This is a genomic window from Candidatus Nitrospira salsa, from assembly GCF_965152625.1.
On record NZ_CBCUCO010000001.1, the window covers coordinates 54,821 to 75,795 of the forward strand.

Consider the following 20,975-nt stretch of genomic DNA (forward strand, 5'->3'; position numbering starts at 1 on the left):
AAAGGGCCTGACATTAGATGATGTCAGGCCCTTTCATTTCCAGGAGGCATGAGCGTTAGAGCAGAAACATCGTGTTGAGACATTCGAGAACATCGGCTTTGGTCTTTGCATGGACCAATCCATCAAATTTGTGCAGCCGTTTTTTTGAAACAACTCGTATTTGATCAAGCATGACCTGCCCTTTGGTTTTCTTGTGGGTGATAGGGACACGGAACGGCCACGTTTTGATTGTTGTCGTCATAGGAGCAACGATGACTGTTTGTAACCCCTGATTCATGCTATCTGGTGAAATAACAACACATGGCCTTGTCTTTTTCATTTCTGCCCCAACTGTGGGATCAAGGTTGATCCAATAGACCTCAAAGCGTTTGGGATAAGTGGGTTTTACCATTCCCAATCTTCCATGATATGTAGATCTTCCACCCCTTCCATAAACACTGGTTCATGTTCTTCAGGCGGATCCTGCTGTATCGCATCTAGCCAATCGGCCCTTGGATGTTTGACGGCTTTCACGATAATACAGTCATCTTTGACATGCAGATCAGCTATTTTTCCAATACCCGCCTCTTTCAACGCATGCGTGGGGATGATAATCCCTTTTGAATTCCCGATATCGCGGACAACCACATTCATAAAGTGCCGCCTCCTTTCTCTCACGAATGTTATAACATCATTATAACTTACCATCCTGACCATGAAAAGGAGCAGATTTAGCTTGATACCGACCTTGCACCAATAATTCTTGACATAAACTCTACAAAATGCAACCATTGGTTACTGCCTAAGCTTTTATCTTATGGATTTTAGACTGATTAAGTTATCTCATCTCCTGTTCAAAAACCTTGCTGAAACGATGGATCGTCAAATTGTCTGCTTTTCTATCCCCAGGTTTTCAATCTCTCTCGCTCGCCTAGAAAACCCTTCCTTACAAAAACAGCCGGTTGCTGTCGCCGGTTCACAATCCTCTCGAGCACCCATTACTGAAGCCTCACAAGAAGCCCAGCATGATGGTGTCTTACCTGGCCTCCTTGTCAGACAAGCTCGTCAACGCTGTCCATCACTCCATATTCTTCCCCCTCGCACGGCTTACATCCGTCAGGCCCACCACGCGCTTGAGAACACCATCCGTCAATTTTCCCCTGTCTGGGAACCAATTCAGCCTGGACATTTCTTTTTTGATCTTACTGGTACAACTCGTCTCTTTGGGTTGGCCTGTGATGCCACCATGCGAATCAAACGAGAAATCACACAACAATATGGCCTTGTCGGAGTGGCCGGACTTGCCAGCAACAAACTCGTCGCACGCATTGCCTCAACGATTGTCGGTCCTCCACAACTATGTGACATTCGACATGGCTCTGAAGAAGCGTTTCTTGCACCCCTCCCCATTGATACCTTACCGCTCAGTTCTCATCACATAAAGACGATGTTGCCTGTCTTGGCTGATTTAAACCTTCACACCGTACAAGATCTGGCAGACATTGAACTGGATCAGCTTGAAATCATATTGGGCTCACAAGCTCGCGACATTCATGCATGGGCACATGGAACCGACACGGCTCCTGTTTTATGTCCACCTCAACAACCACAGATCAGCGCCACCGCCACACTGGCCCCAGCCGAGATCGATCTTGCTCATCTCCACGGAACTCTGTACGAACTTCTCGAACGAGTATGCCCTCAGTTACGAACCCAGCAGCGGATGTGCCATCACATCACACTCGATCTGCAGTATTATGACGGCTTGGAACTGACAACATCTCATGCCATCCAATCAGGGACATACTGGGAAATTGATCTTTTCCCTTATGTCACAAAGCTTCTAGCACGGAGTTTCAAACGCCGGATCCGAGTGAGCCGTCTCACTCTACGCGCTGGACAACTGACCAGAGCCGTCGAACAAGGCGAATTGTTTTGCGAAGAAGCCAAGGCTGAACCGTTTACACCCCAAAAATCACACCGTCTCACACAATCGCTTGATCATATTCGAACACGATTCGGTCCACAGGCCATTTGGTGGGGAAAGACGCATGCCACCCTTCATCCATCTTCACGTCCACTCTAATTACTCACCCATGTCCGGGGTTTCCTCATTAGAGGATTTGTGTGCAGCGGCACATTCTCATGGGGCTCAGACACTCGCACTCACCGATACCAATGGATTGTATGGAGTCGTTCGATTTATAGAAGTGGCTAGGCAGACAGGACTGAAACCAATTCTTGGGGCTGAGCTAACTCACAAACAGCATCGTGCCACATTACTGTCCACATCCATGACTGGATACACGAACCTTTGCCGATTACTGTCAGATCGCCATTGTAATGACACCTTTGATTTCATCGAAGCCGTAGCCCAACATCATCATGATCTTCTGGTGTTATCTGATGACATGCCAGCACTCATCGCGTGGAAAAAACGAAAGCAGAAGAACCTCTACGTTGAACTCACACCTGGAATCATGATGCATCAGGCCCTGGCATTTAGCCGGCGATCAGGCATTCCACCCGTCGCAACCAATCGCGTACATTTCGTTCAGCCTGAAGAATTCTCTCTCCATAAAGTGTTACAAGCCATTGCGCTCAAGACAACCCTCTCACAGTTACCATCAGCGACATGCTGCTCACCCAACCACTGGCTTGCTCCCGCTGCAGTGTTAGAACCGCAGTATACACATGTTCCGCATGCGCTCCTCAATGCACGCCGTATTGCGGATCGCTGTCACACAGAATGGAACTTCAAAGATACAGTACAGCAAGCGTTTCGTGATCAAACGGACCCACAAACGTTCTCCACACTTCAAGCCAAAACATACGAAGGGGCTCAACAACGGTATGGAAAGGTTTCTGACGAAGTTAAAAAACGGATCGAGACCGAATTGAGCGTGATCCACTCAAAGGGCTTCGCGGTTTGGTTTTTGATCGTTCAAGACATTGTTCAACAAGCCCCACGCACCTGCGGTCGTGGCTCTGCAGCCGCCTCCATTGTCTCCTATTGCTTAGGCATCACCCATGTAGATCCGATTCGTCATAACTTGTTCTTTGAACGTTTTTTGAACGCCGGCCGACAGGACCCACCGGACATCGACATTGATTTCCCATGGGATGAACGGGATCGGATTTTAGATTACATTTTCGCGAAATATGGCACTCGTCGTACGGCCATGGTCGCGAATCACAACACCCTTGGCTTCCGCGCCGCAATTCGCGAGGTTGCCAAAGTGCACGGCATGTCACCCACTGAACTCGATCGAGTCATACCAGGGCTCATCCGCCAAACAGAATTTCATCCACCTCCCACAACACGCACGTTGACCGCCTGGACCGCGAACATTTGCCAAACCATGGGGATACATGAACCCTGGCTAGAAATTATCTCTGTCGCGCTTCGTCTCAAAGGCTGCCTCCGACATCTCGGCGTGCATTGCGGTGGTGTCGTCATTGCCCCCGATGAGATTCAACGGTATGTCCCGGTTCAAGTCTCAACAAAAGGGGTGCCGATTATTCAATGGGAAAAAGATCAAACCGAAGATGCCGGTCTGGTCAAACTCGATATCTTAGGAAACCGTTCGCTCGCGGTGATTCGAGATACGCTTGATGCCATCGCGGATCAGACAGGGCAACGTCTCAATACAACCCTATGGGAACCAATCTATGACAGACGAACCCAAGAGCTGATTCGCCAAACTCATACGATCGGATGCTTTTACATCGAATCACCGGCAACGCGGCTATTACTCAGGAAACTCTGGTCGGCTCTGCCTAACAAACATCTGTCCGAGCTGGATATTTTTGAATATGTCGTCATGGTTTCTTCTCTCGTTCGGCCTGCAGGCAACCCCTACAATCGTGATTTTGTGCTCCGTGCACATGGCCAACCTCATCAACCGGTTCATCCTATTTTTGAACGTGTTTTAGCTGACACTCACGGCCTTATGGTGTACCAGGAAGATGTGACGAGAGTTGCGATGGCTGTGGCAGACTTTTCTGTAGAAGATGCGGATCAATTGAGAAAAATCTTGAGTAAAAAACACAAGGAGCGACAGCTGCAGGATTATCAAATCCAGTTCTCTCGCGGAGCTGCCGCCAAAGGAGCGTCACAAGATACGATCACCACAATGTGGAATATGATGATGAGTTTTTCGGGATATAGCTTTTGTAAACCACACTCTGCCTCCTATGCTCAAGTCTCATTTCAATCGGCCTATCTTCGAGCTCATTACCCGGCAGAATTCATGGCAGCCGTGGTGAACAATCAAGGCGGATTCTACGCTCCCTTTGTGTATCTCTCAGAAGCCCGCCGTATGGGCTTGACCATTTTACCACCAGACATCAATACCAGTCATTGGCACTATACGGGAACCGGGCAAACTATTCGCATGGGCTTCATGCAAATTAAAGGTCTCAAGACTGATGTCATTGACGATCTTCTTGATGAACGCACGAAACATGGCCCTTTTCGATCATTTCAGAATTTTTTGACCCGCACAAAAAGCGAGCAAGCCCAGACCCGCATACTGGTGAAGGCTGGAGCGTTTGATCGTATTGCCGGCGAGGTCACACGTCCGGGCCTCCTGTGGCGTCTGTATGCCCGTCATGGATGGCAAGGAAACAAACAAAGAACAGGTCACATATTAGGACCATCGACGTCTTCCATATTACGTCTACTTCCTGACGAAGCCACGGCGCTTCCTATTCCACCAGATTACGCTCCAAAGCAAAAAATTCAGCACGAGATTGAACTGCACGGATTTCCGCTCAACACACATCCACTCAAATTATTTGAGAAGGCTTTTCAAGGGATACACGATGTGCCGGCTTGCGACATGCATCGGTATGTTGGTCAAACCATCACCATGATCGGGTGGATGATTACAGAAAAATCTGTTCAAACTCAACACCGTGAACCCATGGAATTTGTGACGTTTGAAGATTTGACCGGATTGTATGAAGCCACGTTTTTCCCCAAAACGTATCGACAATTTGGCCACCTCCTCATAAATCAGGGGCCCTATATTTTGGAAGGGATTGTTGAGGAAGAATTTCAAACCTATTCATTGATCGTGAAAAAAATCTATGCATTGCAACCAAATACCTTTCCTCCCGCCTTCGCATCTGACCACGCCGTTGGTAAAGAGAGAAAAAATACAATTGAAACGCGTTAGCGGTAAATCGATAAGCAAGGCACCTAAGAAGAGTAATGAAGAGGATAACATTGCGTGGAATCGATCGTGGGTAATTTCTGGTGATGGCATGAGATGGATATTCCTATTCTAATCCATCTCATTCTTTCAGATGATAAGAATGTTCTGAGTTTTGCAGATTCTGGGTACGTATCATAAGGTCTTCAGGTTCCGCTGTTGGCTAGTATGAAAGAGAAGATTCAGCTCACGGCTTGTGCTAGTATTCGACAATGCATTTGGAGCGGATGTGAACCGTAACGTGAGTCACAAGAATAATGACCTTTGCTGAACTTGTTCGAACCTTGGAAAAGAATGGGTTTGCGCTACTGAAAGAAAAGAGCTCAATTCGTTATTATCGCAAGGCAGGGCATGACAAACTGATTCGCGTCGATTATCATGGGAAGCAAAGAGGTCCCGACGGGGACGTGTCAGGCAATTCTGAAAGCCGCAGGAATCAAACGTTACGAACATCACCAATGCTGGATTTACCGTATTCTCTTGTCATTGAAGCTACGGACGACCCAACGTTTTTCGGGTTCTATTCTCCGGATCTCGAAGGATTCACGGGAACCGGACATTCAATCGAAGATTGCCTCTATCAGGCTAAATGGGGCATGCAGGAACATCTCTCCCTGATACAAAATGAACATCTTCCTCTTCCCCCTATGAACCCTCACCCAACTGTGCTGATCAAAAACGCATCGCCAGTCGCCAGCCTTTCGTAAACGTGCCCTCCAGACGGTAGTTTGGAATAAAGAACCCCATCGCAAACAATGGGGAATATACCCTTAAGTGATTCACTTTCGACATGGAGCCTTATGCCTTGAACTCCAATGCTTCGAAGAATGCTATCCATGGTATTTTCAACATATCAAGCTAGACATCAGCCTTTGCGTTGGCTAAGATCGGCTCATGCCAATCAATGAACACATTCAAGCCTGGCGACGAATGCGAGGGAATTCGGTCACCGCATTGGCCGGCAAAGTCGGAATGCATTCAACGGAGCTTGAAGCCATCGAAGCTGGGGAATTAGATCCGCCGGCCTCAGCGCTCGAAGCGTTAGCGGGCGGACTCGGAATACCGCCGGGATGGCTGTATAGTAGTCCCACAGCGATCAACCTTCTCTTAGGTGATCCTGATGAGAAAGATAGTGATTGGACAAATGTAGACTCTCCAGATCCCATTCTCGAACTCATCGCCCATTCACCTCAGGAACAACGAGAAATGTATTCGCTTCTGACCGCTCTCCTTCAAAGCGGTGAACCGAAGCTTCTGCGCGCTGCTGAAGTCAATCTCCGCAGCCTCCTCAAACAAGCACAGACCGCCACAGTCCCCTGGCAAAACCGCATACCCGGACATTTTGAGCCGCCCAGCGATTAAGCCAGCTTTCTCGTCTTCTTTCATTCAGAGTCAATATTCGGAAGACTGCCTCTTCATACACGTATCAACCGTTTAGCGTTTAGCAGCAAGAAACGTATCACGTCGAAGTATGATACAAACGATTGAAGAACAAGTGGAATTGTAAGAAGGGAATCACAGTTCAGAGAAATCAAATCCCCCAACCTAATAGACTTTCACCAACTTTTTGGGGAAAACTGACTAACTAATCCAGTCAGTGTCATGTTTTCGGCAATGACATCGTGGGGGATGAGGACATACTTCCATGGTTTCCCCGCATTGGAGAGGGCATATGTCGTTGCACGACTGCACCAAGTCTCCGCTACTTCTTTCTTCGCGAGTACTTCAGGATCATCCATTTCATTCCTGGCCTTTGGCTCCAACATGAAAATGAATTCAGCTGTCTCTGCCACAAAGTCTGGTTGATACTCCGGATGTTCTGCGCCCCAACGGTAATAAATCTGGAATTGGCCCTTGGCTGGCTTGAACCACTTCAACACCTCTCGGTCTAGGATCACAGCGAGTTTACGCTCTGAATCTGATTCGAATTTCTGCAAGGGATATAGGCAGCGAATAAATCCGCCAAACACATATCTCGCCATATTACTTTTATCGCTTGGTGACTCTCGAAAATCACGTGTTGGTTCTTCTGCCGAAGTGGTGTAAGCACTTGGTTTCAATTCCGTGAACCCTCGGCTGATTTTAACGTCATAATCGACAGGGTCTTCCCAAGCGTGCTCTTGCATCTGCGCATGGACGAATTTCGCGATATCTCTTTGATACACGCGCAATACTTTTCTGGCGTCATCTTCGGTCAAATAGGTGAGGAAGTGCTGAACCACTTGTCCGGCCAAGTCGTACAGGAGATCGGCATGATCGTCATAGGCCACATCATCGTAATCCACCAATCCACTGACAATATAATCTTCAAGTCGTTTTTCTTCGATGCTTCCTTTCCCTAATCCGACCACCTCTCGCTGTTGTGTGCGCAGATGTTGAATCCAGAGCTCGTCAGTAGGAGCCTGATAATTCAAGGAACTTAACTCTAGTGAAAAGGGTTTAAATCCAGAGTGGGCCTCCCCTTTGGGAACAACGAGAATCCGTGGAATGGTGATGGTTTGCTGAACAACCAATGCAGTGGTTTTCGCGACCACAGCTGAAATGTCCGGTTGTGTGGCAATGCCCTCTAGTTCCAACTGCGCAGGACGATACTGACTCTCGACTTCTTTGACGACTTGAGCCTGAACATCAGGCTTTTCTAAATAGCCTAGACTTGGCACCACCTGAGGTTGGTTCTCCAGTTTCCGAATGACATTGTACGTAATTTGAGCAATTTTTTGTTCTACTGGTGTCTGGAAGGCGAGGATTTGGCCTTCTCTAGTCGTCATGGTACTGCCACTGGCTTGCGGTGGTTGAAATCCCAACGTGTTCGCCAGTTGAGACTGCGAAATTACCGTGACCTTCTTGCCTTGAAGTTCTTCAGAACTCAAGACGACCTGCTGGAGGCGAATGGTCGAATCTGACTTGTTGGCTTCATCGATAATTTCCTGAAATTTGTCGTGAGCCATAATATTGAGACGATCTACAGCCATGACACCAGTGCGTCTTCCATAAGGTAGCCGTAGCCCACGACCAATCGATTGCTCAATCAGTGTACGAGCGTTGGCAGGCCGAAGGGGTACGATTGTATATAAGTTGGTCACGTCCCATCCTTCTTTCAACATATTCACGTGAATGACAATTTCTGTTGGCTCTTCAGTACTTTCCACAGCAAGAAGTCGCTGAACCATTTCGTCCTCTGCTGCGCCTGTTCGACTCGAATCGACCTGAATGACCTTGCCCGTATAACGTCCCTCAAAGAATTCACTAGATTGAATGACCTGCATTAATTGGCCGGCATGTGTCGTGTCTCTCGCAATTACGAGTAAGAATGGCTTCACAATATTGATGTTGCACTCTCGTGCATAGGTTTCTAATTCCACTTTGACGCTTTCGTGAAGCCGTACGCCATCTTTCAATTTAAGTTGTTCAATTTCTTCAGCCGGCATTCCGGCAGGGTTAAAATCTTTACGAGTCACAACTGCCGGTTCTTTCACAAATCCATCAGCCATGGCTTTACCAAGCGGGTAGTCATAGACTACATTTTTGAATGGCACAGGTCCACGACTGGATTCCACAAAAGGAGTTGCTGTCAATTCGAGGCCTAAGACAGGTTTCAGTTCGTTAATGGCTCGCACTCCTGCAGAGGCTCGATACCGATGCGACTCATCCATGATGAGTACCAAGTCGTCTAACCCAGCTAAATAGTCGAAATAACTTTCCCCGATATATTCTGAAAGGCGTTTGATTCTTGGGGATTTTCCTCCACGTACCTCTGAGTTAATCTTGGAAATATTGAAAATATTGATATGAACGCCCTTATCAAATAGTTGCCCACGACGCACACCTTTTCCTGATTCATAGTTGTCTCCAGTAATGACGAGAGGGGGTTCGGTGGCGAACTCGGCAATCCCTTTAAACACATATTTGGGGGTGTTCGGGGTGAAGTCCGCAATTAACTTATTGTAGATCGTCAAATTCGGGGCCATGACAAAGAAATGGTTCATGCCATGTGCCAGATGGAGGTAGCTAATGAATGCTCCCATCAAGCGAGTCTTTCCAACCCCAGTTGCGAGAGCAAAACAAAGCGAAGGGAATTCCCGTTCAAAAGCTGTCACGGAAGGAAATTCACGACGAATGACTTCCAAAGCCACAACCAGGTCCGTTCCTTTTTTCGGGGAGACGATTTCGGTAATGCGGTCGAGAATCTCTAATGAATCACGTTGCGGAGGACGAAGACTCAGGCGGCCAGAGATGGCATTGACATAGCAATTCACGAATTTGCCTCTCCCTCTGGAAAAAGCATTTCCTGCTGGCCGGGTTTGGCTGGGGCTTGCGGCAGGTTTTCGACTTTCAGACTGTAATCGTCATGCCCCCATTCACAGCGGGAAAGAACTTGCTTGGGAATCTTCTTAACAGTCAGGTTGGGGTAACGATCGGCTTTCCCTCGGAACGCGGTGCACAGCACAAGCAACGTCCGATCGGCACCCACCTCTTCACTTAATTGGTGGAGTTGGTTGGCATTGAGGTTTTGCGTGGTCACATAGATGAAATCCTGCTCGGTCGAGTGCCCGTGTTGCCAATACATCGTCTCACTTGGTGCATAGACAAAGCCTTCAAGTTTGCAAACCGCCTGAGCCAGCATGGCAGGGTTGTAGTCTTTATTTATAACCCAATTACCCCACTTGTCTTTTTCCAGCAGCGACGGCGCAAGAAGGTAATAGCGAAATCCGCCGCCGCCTTTCCACCCGACCGCTTCTGTAATTCCACTTTTATCCTCGCCATCGAAAACTTTTCTGAGGCGAGGGATGATATGTGTATGGCAATGCTCCCCCAATTCCACCATTATCCAACGTCGCCCCATTTTATGGGCAACAGCGCCGGTGGTACCGGAACCGGCGAATGAGTCGAGAATTAGATCTCCTCTCTTATCTGAGATCATTTGAATCACTCTTCTAATCAAAGCCTCGGGCTTTTTCCCAGCTGGAAAATCAACACTTCCTTCATCTTTAAGATTATTGGTTGGAATATCTGTCCAAATATTAGAAATTGGTTGAGTAACGACTTTTTCTCCATCAATTTCTTTTACTCCCTTACCAAGAAAATATATTTGACGACCTCGATACAGGTAGATGCTTTCAAGCGTTTCTCTCTTAAGTTCAATAACCTCATCCACTTCGAGAGAGCGCTGCATATGGCTATGCAACCATTTTGAAGGTTTTTGGAGTGTTTTAGTTTCGAAGACACGTTGACAGTTTTCTAAGGCAAATTTAATAGCTCTCTGTTTCACTTCTTCTTGAGCCTGGGTTACGCCAAGCGTCTTTTTTGCCGCGGCCCATTTTGCATTTGGAGTATTTCCTCTAAAACCCATTTGCGCCAAAATAAAGTCATTTATACTTTTAAAAGACCACTTTTGCGGTGGATCATCGGGATTTTCTACAAATCTTGAGAAATGTTGGAGATCAATCTCATAAATTGGTATGAACTGCTGTTGGTAAGTAAAGCAATTCTTATCTTTTGCATAAAAAAGCAAAAATTGAGTTGTCTGAGTCGGGCCAACGTTAACTGTTTTAAAACTGGAGGGTGTGGCGGCCTCAACGACAATTGTTGTGACATAATTAGGCCTTCCAAAAATTTCATCCAGTATGACTTTACAGTATGCACCTTCAGAATCATCAAGATTAACGACGATCGCACCGTTCGGTGATAAAAGACGATGAAGAATTTCTAAGCGATCTCTAAGTAATCCAAGCCAGATAGAATGTTCAAGGTTATCGTCGTAATGTTCGAAGGCTCCACCTGTATTAAAAGGTGGATCAATATAGACACACTTGATCTTACCTGCGAATTCCTGTTCTAGCGCTTTAAGAGCGAGCAGGTTATCGCCAAAGATGAGACGATTATCGAATTGATCATGATCGGTAACTCGATGTGCGGCATGATAAGATTTCTCCGGATCTTCTAATAGAATCCGCGGCTCCAGCTTTGGCCGGTTCTCCTTTCCAATCCAGGTCAGTTCAAGTTTTGTTAACTTCTTCATAATTCACCTGACACAATGAACCCATTTGATTTAGAAAATAACACCTGAAAGCAGTTTTCTACTCTCTCATAGTCCCAAATAGAATTGCTGCTCTTTTCTGTGAGCGTGGTTACACAGATTTCTATTCGACGCGCTCGCTCGAATTCATCATTAGCTTTTCCCTCTGTAATCTGATCGGGAGTGCTGGCAACTTGCCCATTTTGTCCCAATTCCACATATAAGGAGCGCTGCTTTTCTCTATCTCTTTTTCCTTCGGCTACATTCAACGCGGTATGATCGTAATCAGGTTCTTCTGTCCACCACCAATTAGTTGACTCCCATTTGCCAATTTTTTCGTGCCGTAAAATGTTTATTGCATCCCCGACACTATTGGGGAGCGAGGGCGGCTGCCCTCTTTCACGCCATGCATCAATCCTTCTCAGGAATTCCTCGGTATCAGGTGACAGGTAATCTAAGATGAGACCAACAAGCTGTTTGCAATGGTGATCACGAACGGCTCTTCGAAGAAAAGGAGTCCAGGGCAACACAGTGATGCCTACCAAATACAAAAGAAATGCTTTAGCGGATTCTTCCTGGGCAATTATCGATAGATAATGACGTGTTGCCGGAACCTCTTCGAATTCAAGTCGCTCCGCTTCATTTAGCAAGCGACGAGAGTTTGTACAACACTTTTTGGCAGAGTCTAAAAATCGGTCTGCCGATATACTCATATTCTAACAATGTGCCTTTTCCCAAGCTTTCTGCAATGCTTTGAATACTATAGGTATTTCCTGTTCAAATTGCTCTTGGTGTATCGTGTCGCCGACGCATTTTGCTAAGTCTACTTTGTCTTTGGATTCCATGGATCTGACCACGTGAGCAGTCTTTCTCCAAGGTGTCGGGTAAGATTCTTCCAACGAATGGGTATCCAATACAAAAAACTGTTCTTCGTCTTTTATGCTGGGATATGCTTGTCGAAACTTCAGAAAATCTTCTTCCTTCGTAGAATGAGGCTTGTCGCAAAGTAACACCAACCGTTGTTTATATACAGGAGTTTGATAGAGAGGCGTGAAAACAATATTGATGGCGTTCATGGATCGTTCCTGCTGTGTATTATCCCCTGAAGCAATAATAATTTGAAGTCTTGGCTTATCTGTATAATGTCGACAGATGATTCTCGATAGGAACTCGAATTCACTTCGTCCTTCCACGATGAGAAAATTATTTGGAAATAATAAATCTGCAGGGCTGTTGCCTAATAGTTCATAAACGATCTGAGGCTTTTCATGAGCACCTATAAGTTCAATGCAGGTTGCCATATCCTTCTTGTTTACTCTGAAAAGAGATTGTTTCTCATGATCGTCGGTGACAAGGACGGATGAATGGGTGTTGATCAAAATTTGGTCGCCGTTTTCGGCTAGGACCATCAGGGCATTCTTGAGTTGTCGTTGTGCTGTGGGGTGAAGGTGCAATTCTGCCTCGTCGATTAAAAAAATGAAAGTTTTTCCCAGTTCCTCGTGCTCTCGGCGATAGTCAGAAAATGTTTTAATAATGGCGAGCATGAGTGCGCGTTGCATCCCATCGCCTTTTTCTTCTGCTATTGTTTCAACCCCATCATTGATCGTCGTCTCAAAATTTTTCAATAAATCGTCAAATAGAGGCTCCGACACGTCGAAAGAAACATTTGTGCAGTCTGGAAATTGTTGTTCTAAATGAAGTTTTACTCTACCACTTAATTCGTCTAGCTGTGTCCGAATATCTGATCCTGCTGTTCCGAAAACCTCGTCGAACTTCTTTCTGAATTCTTTATACTTTTCACTTTTTTCTAGAATAGTTGAAAGAACACCGGCAAGCATGAGTCCAATGGGAGTTTTCTTGCCCCACTTTGCTACATCACCTGGTTTGGTCGTTGTTGCCACATATTCAAGTCGAGGGATGCAATCATTGAATGCTTTATCAAACCCAGCAAAGTTTTTTTGAGACCATTCATTCTTTGAGTCATCCCAAATTAATCGCTTTGATGAATTTGACTTTTTTCTTATCACACGGATTGAATCGCGCTCATCGGCAAGTTTTCTCAGAGAACTTCGATTTTTCTCATTCTTGACCGTCTCCAACCCCGATTGAACTCCAGAAATCTCAAGCTCGACAGAGAAGTCCAGCTTAGCATCTCTTCGATAAACAATGTGATTGTGATCACCTGAACCGGTGTAAAACCATTCCACGGCTTCAAACAAGTTGGTCTTTCCGTGATTGTTTTGTCCAACGAACACATTGAATTCAGAGAGTGTTATGTCCGCTGATTCAATGGACCTAAAATGTTTGATTTGAATTCTTGAAATTCGCATGCTCAATAGTTTTGACAATAAGTTTAGGTGATAGTTCTACCTAGGAGTGATGTTTTCTTTACCTTTCAGGGGTGGGAAACAGCGACTCACTAAAACTTTTTTATTCGAGCTTTCCCATTATCCTTAATACTCTTCTCCGTTCAGCATTGAGTTTCATGAATAATTGTTTCAATATCCCAAAACCTTTCTAAGTTTCTCCAGCGCTTTTGCATGTTTCTTTTCGTGCATGCTTTGAATGTTCTTCAATTTCCATTGTACTGCTGGAAGCTTCTCAATTCCTTCGATGCCCATGAGGCTCCAGTTTGGTTGCCCTTCTTTGAGCGAAATGAGAAAGGTCTTCTCGTCATCGGTTAATTCTTTCCTCAGGGTTGTAAGAAGGGTCTCTCTGGCTTCGAGCAAATCTTCATAGGAGACCGTATCGATGGTCATGCCTGCGAACTCGTTTTCATAGACCTGCCGTACCTCTTTCCTTTTAGGGGCGAACAGCTCGCTTATGGGCCGGTCATGGCTGGCGAGATATACGACAAAGGCTTTGCGTATCTCGTCTGTTATCCCTTCCTCATCCAGTAACACTTTTACGTCAAATAGATCCCGTGGATGTTGACGGTCTAATGCTGCGCAAATCTTGCCTCCATATAGGTCCGGGATTGAAAGCACACATGCTGTAACTGAACGTTCAAACATGTCTTCCGCGCGTTGAGTTAGCTCCCGTTCTTCTGGTGGGAAAACCGATCCTCGAATCACCTCGTTCGGTTCGATTTTGATTCGTGTCTGGTTGGCTGCCACAACCAGCTTTGTGATCCGCTGTGATTCTTGTGCTCGACTTTCCTGGATTTTGACGCCAGGCATGGCTCTTTTTAACGACGAAGCAATGCGGCGGAGTGCATCACTAATCTTGTTCAGAGCCGTGTCACGGGGCTCCTCCAGTGGTAAATAGGCCAGATCAATATCCACAGACAGTCGAGGCATGTCGCGCACGAAGAGATTGATTGCGGTCCCGCCTTTCAGCGCAAAGCTTGTTTCCGCTGCGATGTGCGGGATTGTTTGCAGAATTAACTCCACTTGTTTGAAGTAGGGGCTTTCGTTCACGTCCGCACTCCGGCCGCTGTTCAACCCTTCCGACTCTCCGGCACCGTGATGAGGTAGATTGGGTCCAACCGCCCGCCTTTGACTAACATCCGCTTCCCTTTGCCGAATGCCACCTGTGCTAGGTCAAGCTTTGTTACCCACGCATGTTTAGAGGTTTCGGCCAGCACCATGAACAGGCGCTTGACCTTCACCGACGTGCAGTCCTCAAGCAACGCTTGAACCAGTCGTGGGCGTAAGGTCGTTAACCCTTCCATTATGAGTTCGGCTTCTTCATACGATTCTCGTTGTGGGACCTCATACAGCATCTCCAGAACAGCCCGCTCTGGTGTCGACAGTCTGACTGCATAGGAGCCCATATCTTTTTGTGTGAGGCCGTGCGTGTCTTGGCTCATGAACAAGTTGGTTGTTGTATATCGGATCTCGACGTCCCAACGATATTGTTTGAACCACAGAGGAAGTTTGACATTCGGTAAGCCAAACAGTGTGACCGTTATGCCTTTTCCCATTGGCAAAAAATGCGCATATCCCTGGAACGATAATGCGGTTTTTCCGCCTACATGTATGGGAAGTCCTAATTGTTTTTGGAGCGCATACAGGCCGCCCGTCCACTCGACCTTATCGCCTTCCCTGACATAGGCCCCTCGGCCAATTCTCCGCACCCATGAGGTTTTTTCATACTCATGCATCAGCTGCTGATAGGCCCCCTGCTTTTCCAGCCATGGCGATACTGCCACGGTGCTGTATGGCCATTTTCTGAGGATTCTGTTTATTTTACTTCCATTACAACTAGACATTATTGTTAATATAGATTAACTATAAACTTTACTCAAGTACGAAGTTTTTATAAATTCTAATTTCACAAGTATATCTTGTTGCCCTAGTCCTAGAGTGAACTCAAGACTGATTGCGACTAATTTCTTTCCTTACCGTACCTGCCAGCGTATGCCAAAGAGTTGCTGTGAAGTTATTATCTGTTCGAGTTTGCCCTCAATCTCTTCAATGAGCTGATCTCGTCGACGGTCGATCTCGTCTTGGGCATCGAATAAAGTCCGTCGCCGTTTGCCACGTTCGGCTTCGAGTGCCTTTATCTGCTTTTGAGCAGCGAGTTTTTCCTCTAACGTTAAAGCAGCCACTGCTGTCTTCCTGGTTTCTTTGATTTGACGGTCGAATTCCTTGATCTCTCGCTCCAGGCCTATTTTTAGGTCATCAGCCCAGGAATCCAGTTTATCGGCTTCCAGTTCAAAAAACTCTGCATTACGCTGCGAGATCTGCCGGCGGATCTCTTGCTGTTGTTCCTCAGTTTTCTTATTCAATAGTGGATGCTCTGAGAGGGTGGCTAGAGAATGAGCGATGCTTGCTGGGAAAGAGAATAATCGATGAACGACCTCTTCTTCCAATATCTCGTCTTGATCGGTTACCCCCGTGCAGATGAGATAATCCTCTATTTGATCCAGTGCTTCAATTGTCAGCAGTGTGACGTTGAGGACTCCCGACTTCCCAAGTAGCGGTTCGATAACGCTGACCTTGCCTTCATGCTTGCTATAGTCAAATACTAGCTCTGCTGGTTCTACACTGCGACGCTTGGCCTGTTGGAGAATTTGTTGTGCGAGTGGATGCGCGAGTCGATAGAGATGTGCTTCTCCTGACCGACGGGGCAATTCGTAGAGGCCTAAGGCGATCTCCTCTTCAAATGGACAGGCATTGAGTGTGAATGACGAGTCTGTCAGAAACTCCGCATGTTTTTGTAACTCATATTCAGTGAGATCCATGAGCATGCGTTCATAACGATTTAAATAATGGCGAGAGCTTTCATCACTCACTCGGAGCTTTTCTCGAACTTCGTCATCAAAGTGCTCAAGTAAAAGTTGTCTTGCGCGAGTGATGCCCTCATCGATTTCTGCGCCAAGTTCATTTTGAAGCTGGTCGAAAGAAGTGGTGATTTCTGCGGGTGTTCGGCAACGCTGATAAATATCAGCAATCCTTTTTTCAAAGTCGACTCCAGATTCAATGGCTCCAAGTACTTCATCACTTGCTCCGAAGACGCCTTCAAATAACTGAAATTTTTCTGACAGGAGGCGAAAGACTCGCTGATCGGCCTCGTTTTTTTGATTGAGGAAATTGACGACGACGACATCATGTTGTTGTCCATACCGGTGGCATCGGCCTATGCGCTGTTCGATTCGTTGTGGATTCCAAGGCAGGTCATAATTGACGACCAGCGAACAGAACTGAAGATTAATACCCTCAGCTCCAGCTTCAGTCGCAATCATGATTTGCCCTTGCTCTTTAAAGTAATCTGTAATGGCGGAACGCATATCGGCTGTGCGAGAGTTGGTCACCCGGTCCGTTCCTTGATGACGCTGAATCCACTCTTGATAGAGTCGTTTAGATTTCTCATCGTTGTTCGATCCGTTGAAGAGTACGATTTGGTTCTTCCAGGGACTATCAGCTAATACCCTCAGGAGATAGTCCTGGGTTCGTCTTGATTCAGTAAAGATTATGGCTTTCTTCGCTGCTCCTAATTCTTCAGCCTTTCCGAAGGCTGTATGTAGAGCAGTCAGCAGGGCCTGTCCCTTTGCATTGCGAGTGATTGAGAGTGCCAGCCCACGGATTTCTTCAAGATCTTTAATTTCTTGTTCAATGGCTTTTCGGTCTTCTTCCAATAACGCATGCACCTGTTCCTCTGTCTCATTCCACTCATCCACGGTCTCGTCCAATCGCTCGAAATCTTCCTCAAGTGCCTCTTTCAGAGGTTTGACTTCATCGGCTAGGCGCAGGCGTTCTTGAAGCCGTTGACTCATGGAATTTAAAGCTCCAGCTATGGCAAAAGATGATGACGCCAAAAGCTTACGGAGTACTAGCGTCATCAGTGTCCGTTGACTCTTAGGTAGTGCTTGCAGGTTTTCACGACGAAGATAGTCGGATACTAGGTTATACAGTCGATCCTCATCCTCTGCTGGGCTGAATGGCTGGACGATGGGTAATCGTTTGGTATACCTGACATATGGCAATACCTGCCGTCGTAGTGTGCGTTTACACACTGGTTGTAAGCGGGACTTCAGAGTTTCAAAGGTTGTCTTTGTGGTGAGCATTGTGAATTGTTCGCGGAAACTTTTGAGATCGCCAAATATTCGTTCGTCTACGACGCTGACGAGACCGTATAGTTCCAACAATGAATTCTGAAGCGGAGTAACCGTCAAGAGTAGCTTGGGGGCTTCTTTGAGGGCCTGCTTCAGTGAATTGGAAATGACATTGGTTGGTTTGTAGACGTTACGGAGTCGATGGGCTTCATCTACCACGACCAGATCCCATTGTATTTTGCTTATTTCCTCTTCTTTAGAACGCGCAAATTGATATGAACAAATGATGATCTTATCGCTTTCGAATGGCTTTAGGATTCCTTGACGCACGAAGGCTTTGTAGGACTTGGCTTCTAAGATACTGCTAGGCAAAAAGAATTTCTCCTGAAGTTCCTGGCCCCACTGTTTGCGAAGGTTTGCTGGGGTAATGACTAAAACCTGTCGTTTCCGCTCAGCCCACTTTTGAGATAAGACAAGTCCGGCTTCGATAGTCTTTCCTAGCCCGACTTCGTCGGCCAGGATTGCTCCTTTTGAGAGCGGTGATCGGAAAGCAAAGAGAGCAGCTTCGATTTGGTGAGGATTGAGGTCTACCTGCGCATCGATTAACGCACTGGTCAATTTCTCAATGCTATCAGAAGGACAGCGTTTTGTGAGTTCGTACGCAAAAAATTTGGCGTGGTAGTCGGTTAGCTTCAACAAATGAAAATGACTAGCCCAAAACAGAGGATATACACAACCTGGTTTACTTTGTAATCATGCTACCCAACCCCTCAAAAAAAGTACAGATTTTCTTTATATTTCGCGATGAGGCCTGATGAGAAAGATAGTGATTGGACAAATGTAGACTCTCCAGATCCCATTCTCGAACTCATCGCCCATTCACCTCAGGAACAACGAGAAATGTATTCGCTTCTGACCGCCCTCCTTCAAAGCGGCGAACCGAAGCTTCTGCGCGCTGCTGAAGTCAATCTCCGCAGCCTCCTCAAACAAGCACAGACCGCCACAGTCCCCTGGCAAAACCGCATACCCGGACATTTTGAGCCGCCGAGCGATTAAGCTGCATCGTCTCACCGCTCTCTTTAAGGATTCATCTTGTGATGGACAGAGGAGTGACGATTCCGTTTTCTTGAATCAAACCAACGAATCAAGTTTCAGAGACAGAAGAAAGCTTACAGAAAAAGACGTTGAATGGGAAAGAAAAACGCGGGATTACGAATGCGAAAAACGAGGAAGCGCCGTTTGAATGGTGACCAGAAACTCATCCATCGTGAACGGCTTTTGTAGGCAGTACACCGACCCTAAAATGTGACTAATGGATATCTGCTCTTGATCACTGGAGGGAATGGTTCCCGACATCGTAATAATGGGCAATGTTGGGGAATGACTGCGAAGGGCTTGGATGTGCTCCAAACCTTCCTCATCGGCATCAAGATCATTTGCAACAATGACAGAGGCAGGATTTTGCTGATGAAAGGCTAAGGCTTCCCGAGCATTTGCAGCTTCTGACACATCATACCCAGCCCACTCGAGAGTCAAGGCCAGAGAATCTCGGACGGACTCATCACCGCCAATCATCAAGATTCGTTCCATATCCCCAACCCCTCCGTTAAGGCCACACGACACCTCACGCATGGATGTAAATGGCAGCAAATGATGTACCTTTTTCATTAAAATAGAAGATATTGATATTTTCATAAGTATTTCAATGGCTTTTACATATGTTTCTTTTTTAAATGAGACGAAGAAAGTGGAGGTAAAACCATACATAAATACTTGAAAAGTATCTTTCCTCCTACAGTAATGAGCCGAATTAAGTTTTATCGCCCATGAGTGAAAGAGTTTCAAAACTGCAGAAAGTGCCTCACTCATTCTGGAATGTGAGTAGAGGAGGAGCTGCGATACCACAGCCACAACGTCTGACACACGAGCCCCGAAGTCACACCCAATAGGCCGACGTAAAGCCCGGCAACCTGACCATAATAGGTTCCAGCCGTTAAGATGGAGGCACTCGTGAAAAGGTAAATTGCGACAGCTTCAGTAATACTTCTTGTCTGGTGATTTTGAACCAGTGAGCCTTGAAAAAAACTTTCAACTGCACTTAAGCCTGGCAGCAAAACGGCCAACCAAATTGCCTGACGGCCTAACTCCGTCAACTCCGGTGACAACCCCGCAATATCCCCAAACCACACTCGAGCCAGCGGCGTGGCGGCAATAAGCAAAAGAAGACTGCTCGTCGTCAGGCCCAACCCAACAGCAAACCGACCGAGCATCTTTTTGGCTCCAGGATACCCAATCAACGCGACCACAACCTCTTGAAAGGCTAACCCGAGGCTTCGCAAAGTAAACGAGAGGCCAGCCATTACGGGCCACACGGCTAATGACTCTAATGCCCGCGGCATTCGACTTAATGCTGCGCTGCCTATCGGTAACGCAATGAGCGCAAGAAAAGATGTCATTGCAAGCGGAACATAAAATCTCAGAAGACGACTCATGGTCAACGGCAACGGCACGGTGTTCTGATCAGTTTGCATCCGCAGCAAGAGTGGTTGAACTAAACGATTCACTACAACCGCTTCCGTCAAAACTCCAAACGATACCGCAACAGTCGTCACAACGATCCCGGGAATCGTCCCCCAGTAGAGACCACACCCTAAAATGGAAATATTGACAACTAATCGAAGCGCGGTTCCAAAACCAATTGACCGCGTTTGGCCATATCGAATCATAACGCCTTGCTGAAACCGACGAATGGCTATCGCGCCTGTCCAGGGCGTCATCAACATGAGCCCGAGTCTGGCCGGTTCTCGAATCGGGTCAGGAACGTGTAAGACATCGGCAACCACCACGTCATACAACGGAGAAAACGCCACAAGAATATGAAGCAGGGTGAGAACACCGGACATCTGAAACATAAATCGTCGAAGAAACACATACGAAGTCCAATCTCGGGATAACGCCGTTGAGGCCGCCAAGAGCATAATGACCGGAGCCTCGATGATCAACGCAATCGGAAAAACCACGCCTCCGTACGCAGCGAGATGGATCTCGGGGTCAGCGAGTCGAGCCATGACCGCACTCACAATGGGAAGTTCAATGCCCATGAGCACCCAACTCCCGGCTAGTGGCCACCACAGCTCAAATATTTTTCGAAGACTGATAGACGATTCAGTCTGAGACAACGTGGTCATCGATCACACATGAAATCCCATTTACAGTCAGGACATAGCGGTTAAAAAGATTCTCTAGAAACTCAAAACTCGTG

16 protein-coding genes are annotated in these 20,975 nt (G+C 46.7%); 5 read left to right on the forward strand and 11 right to left on the reverse strand.

Going from position 1 to position 20,975, the window contains the following annotated elements; genetic code table 11:
* Window positions 1–55: 55 nt before the first annotated feature.
* Together ACWQXP_RS00235 and ACWQXP_RS00240 are read right to left on the reverse strand one after the other, a co-directional pair.
* Window positions 56–391, reverse strand: coding sequence for a type II toxin-antitoxin system PemK/MazF family toxin (locus tag ACWQXP_RS00235; RefSeq protein ID WP_454060822.1), 336 nt, complete (start codon window positions 389–391; stop codon window positions 56–58).
* Window positions 385–633, reverse strand: a complete 249-nt coding sequence (locus ACWQXP_RS00240) for an AbrB/MazE/SpoVT family DNA-binding domain-containing protein (RefSeq protein WP_454060823.1) — start codon at window positions 631–633, stop codon at window positions 385–387. Before ACWQXP_RS00240 ends, ACWQXP_RS00235 begins: the two co-directional genes overlap by 7 nt.
* Before the next feature lie 163 nt (window positions 634–796).
* Here ACWQXP_RS00240 and ACWQXP_RS00245 point away from each other — a divergent pair, with 163 nt between their 5' ends.
* From ACWQXP_RS00245 to ACWQXP_RS00260, 4 genes are all read left to right on the forward strand, one after another.
* Window positions 797–2,065 (forward strand): DNA polymerase Y family protein, encoded by a 1,269-nt coding sequence (locus ACWQXP_RS00245; RefSeq protein ID WP_454060824.1) that lies wholly within the window; start codon window positions 797–799, stop codon window positions 2,063–2,065.
* Window positions 2,031–5,162, forward strand: a complete 3,132-nt coding sequence (locus ACWQXP_RS00250) for a DNA polymerase III subunit alpha (protein WP_454060825.1) — start codon at window positions 2,031–2,033, stop codon at window positions 5,160–5,162. The genes ACWQXP_RS00245 and ACWQXP_RS00250 overlap by 35 nt, the downstream gene beginning before the upstream one ends.
* A 293-nt stretch (window positions 5,163–5,455) precedes the next feature.
* Window positions 5,456–5,905, forward strand: coding sequence for a hypothetical protein (locus ACWQXP_RS00255; protein ID WP_454060826.1), 450 nt, complete (start codon window positions 5,456–5,458; stop codon window positions 5,903–5,905).
* A 187-nt stretch (window positions 5,906–6,092) separates the two neighbouring features.
* Complete coding sequence (locus ACWQXP_RS00260; RefSeq protein ID WP_454060827.1) at window positions 6,093–6,560, forward strand: helix-turn-helix domain-containing protein; 468 nt, start codon at window positions 6,093–6,095, stop codon at window positions 6,558–6,560.
* Window positions 6,561–6,754: 194 nt separating this feature from the next.
* On the opposite strand, the gene ACWQXP_RS00265 is transcribed toward ACWQXP_RS00260, so the two are convergent.
* The 7 genes from ACWQXP_RS00265 to ACWQXP_RS00295 all read right to left on the reverse strand — a co-directional run bounded on the left by ACWQXP_RS00265 (window position 6,755) and on the right by ACWQXP_RS00295 (window position 18,412).
* Window positions 6,755–9,454, reverse strand: coding sequence for a DEAD/DEAH box helicase family protein (locus tag ACWQXP_RS00265; RefSeq protein ID WP_454060828.1), 2,700 nt, complete (start codon window positions 9,452–9,454; stop codon window positions 6,755–6,757).
* Window positions 9,451–11,217, reverse strand: coding sequence for a site-specific DNA-methyltransferase (locus tag ACWQXP_RS00270; RefSeq protein WP_454060829.1), 1,767 nt, complete (start codon window positions 11,215–11,217; stop codon window positions 9,451–9,453). The genes ACWQXP_RS00265 and ACWQXP_RS00270 overlap by 4 nt, the downstream gene beginning before the upstream one ends.
* The gene (locus ACWQXP_RS00275) at window positions 11,214–11,927 is read right to left on the reverse strand and encodes a hypothetical protein (protein ID WP_454060830.1); all 714 of its coding nucleotides are present in this window, start codon (window positions 11,925–11,927) and stop codon (window positions 11,214–11,216) included. The genes ACWQXP_RS00270 and ACWQXP_RS00275 overlap by 4 nt, the downstream gene beginning before the upstream one ends.
* A 3-nt stretch (window positions 11,928–11,930) precedes the next feature.
* Complete coding sequence (locus ACWQXP_RS00280; RefSeq protein WP_454060831.1) at window positions 11,931–13,544, reverse strand: ATP-dependent nuclease; 1,614 nt, start codon at window positions 13,542–13,544, stop codon at window positions 11,931–11,933.
* A 168-nt stretch (window positions 13,545–13,712) separates the two neighbouring features.
* Window positions 13,713–14,633 (reverse strand): nucleotidyl transferase AbiEii/AbiGii toxin family protein, encoded by a 921-nt coding sequence (locus ACWQXP_RS00285; protein ID WP_454060832.1) that lies wholly within the window; start codon window positions 14,631–14,633, stop codon window positions 13,713–13,715.
* A 20-nt stretch (window positions 14,634–14,653) separates the two neighbouring features.
* The gene (locus ACWQXP_RS00290) at window positions 14,654–15,427 is read right to left on the reverse strand and encodes a type IV toxin-antitoxin system AbiEi family antitoxin domain-containing protein (protein WP_454060833.1); all 774 of its coding nucleotides are present in this window, start codon (window positions 15,425–15,427) and stop codon (window positions 14,654–14,656) included.
* A gap of 129 nt (window positions 15,428–15,556) precedes the next feature.
* A complete protein-coding gene (locus ACWQXP_RS00295) occupies window positions 15,557–18,412 on the reverse strand; it encodes an SNF2-related protein (protein ID WP_454060834.1) in 2,856 nt (951 codons plus the stop codon).
* Window positions 18,413–18,517: 105 nt separating this feature from the next.
* Here ACWQXP_RS00295 and ACWQXP_RS00300 point away from each other — a divergent pair, with 105 nt between their 5' ends.
* Window positions 18,518–18,769 (forward strand): hypothetical protein, encoded by a 252-nt coding sequence (locus ACWQXP_RS00300; protein ID WP_454060835.1) that lies wholly within the window; start codon window positions 18,518–18,520, stop codon window positions 18,767–18,769.
* A 153-nt stretch (window positions 18,770–18,922) separates the two neighbouring features.
* Here the strand turns inward: ACWQXP_RS00300 and ACWQXP_RS00305 are convergent, their stop codons facing one another.
* Window positions 18,923–19,303 (reverse strand): response regulator, encoded by a 381-nt coding sequence (locus tag ACWQXP_RS00305; RefSeq protein ID WP_454060836.1) that lies wholly within the window; start codon window positions 19,301–19,303, stop codon window positions 18,923–18,925.
* 275 nt (window positions 19,304–19,578) lie between these two features.
* The gene (locus ACWQXP_RS00310) at window positions 19,579–20,901 is read right to left on the reverse strand and encodes a hypothetical protein (RefSeq protein WP_454060837.1); all 1,323 of its coding nucleotides are present in this window, start codon (window positions 20,899–20,901) and stop codon (window positions 19,579–19,581) included.
* Window positions 20,902–20,975: the final 74 nt, after the last annotated feature.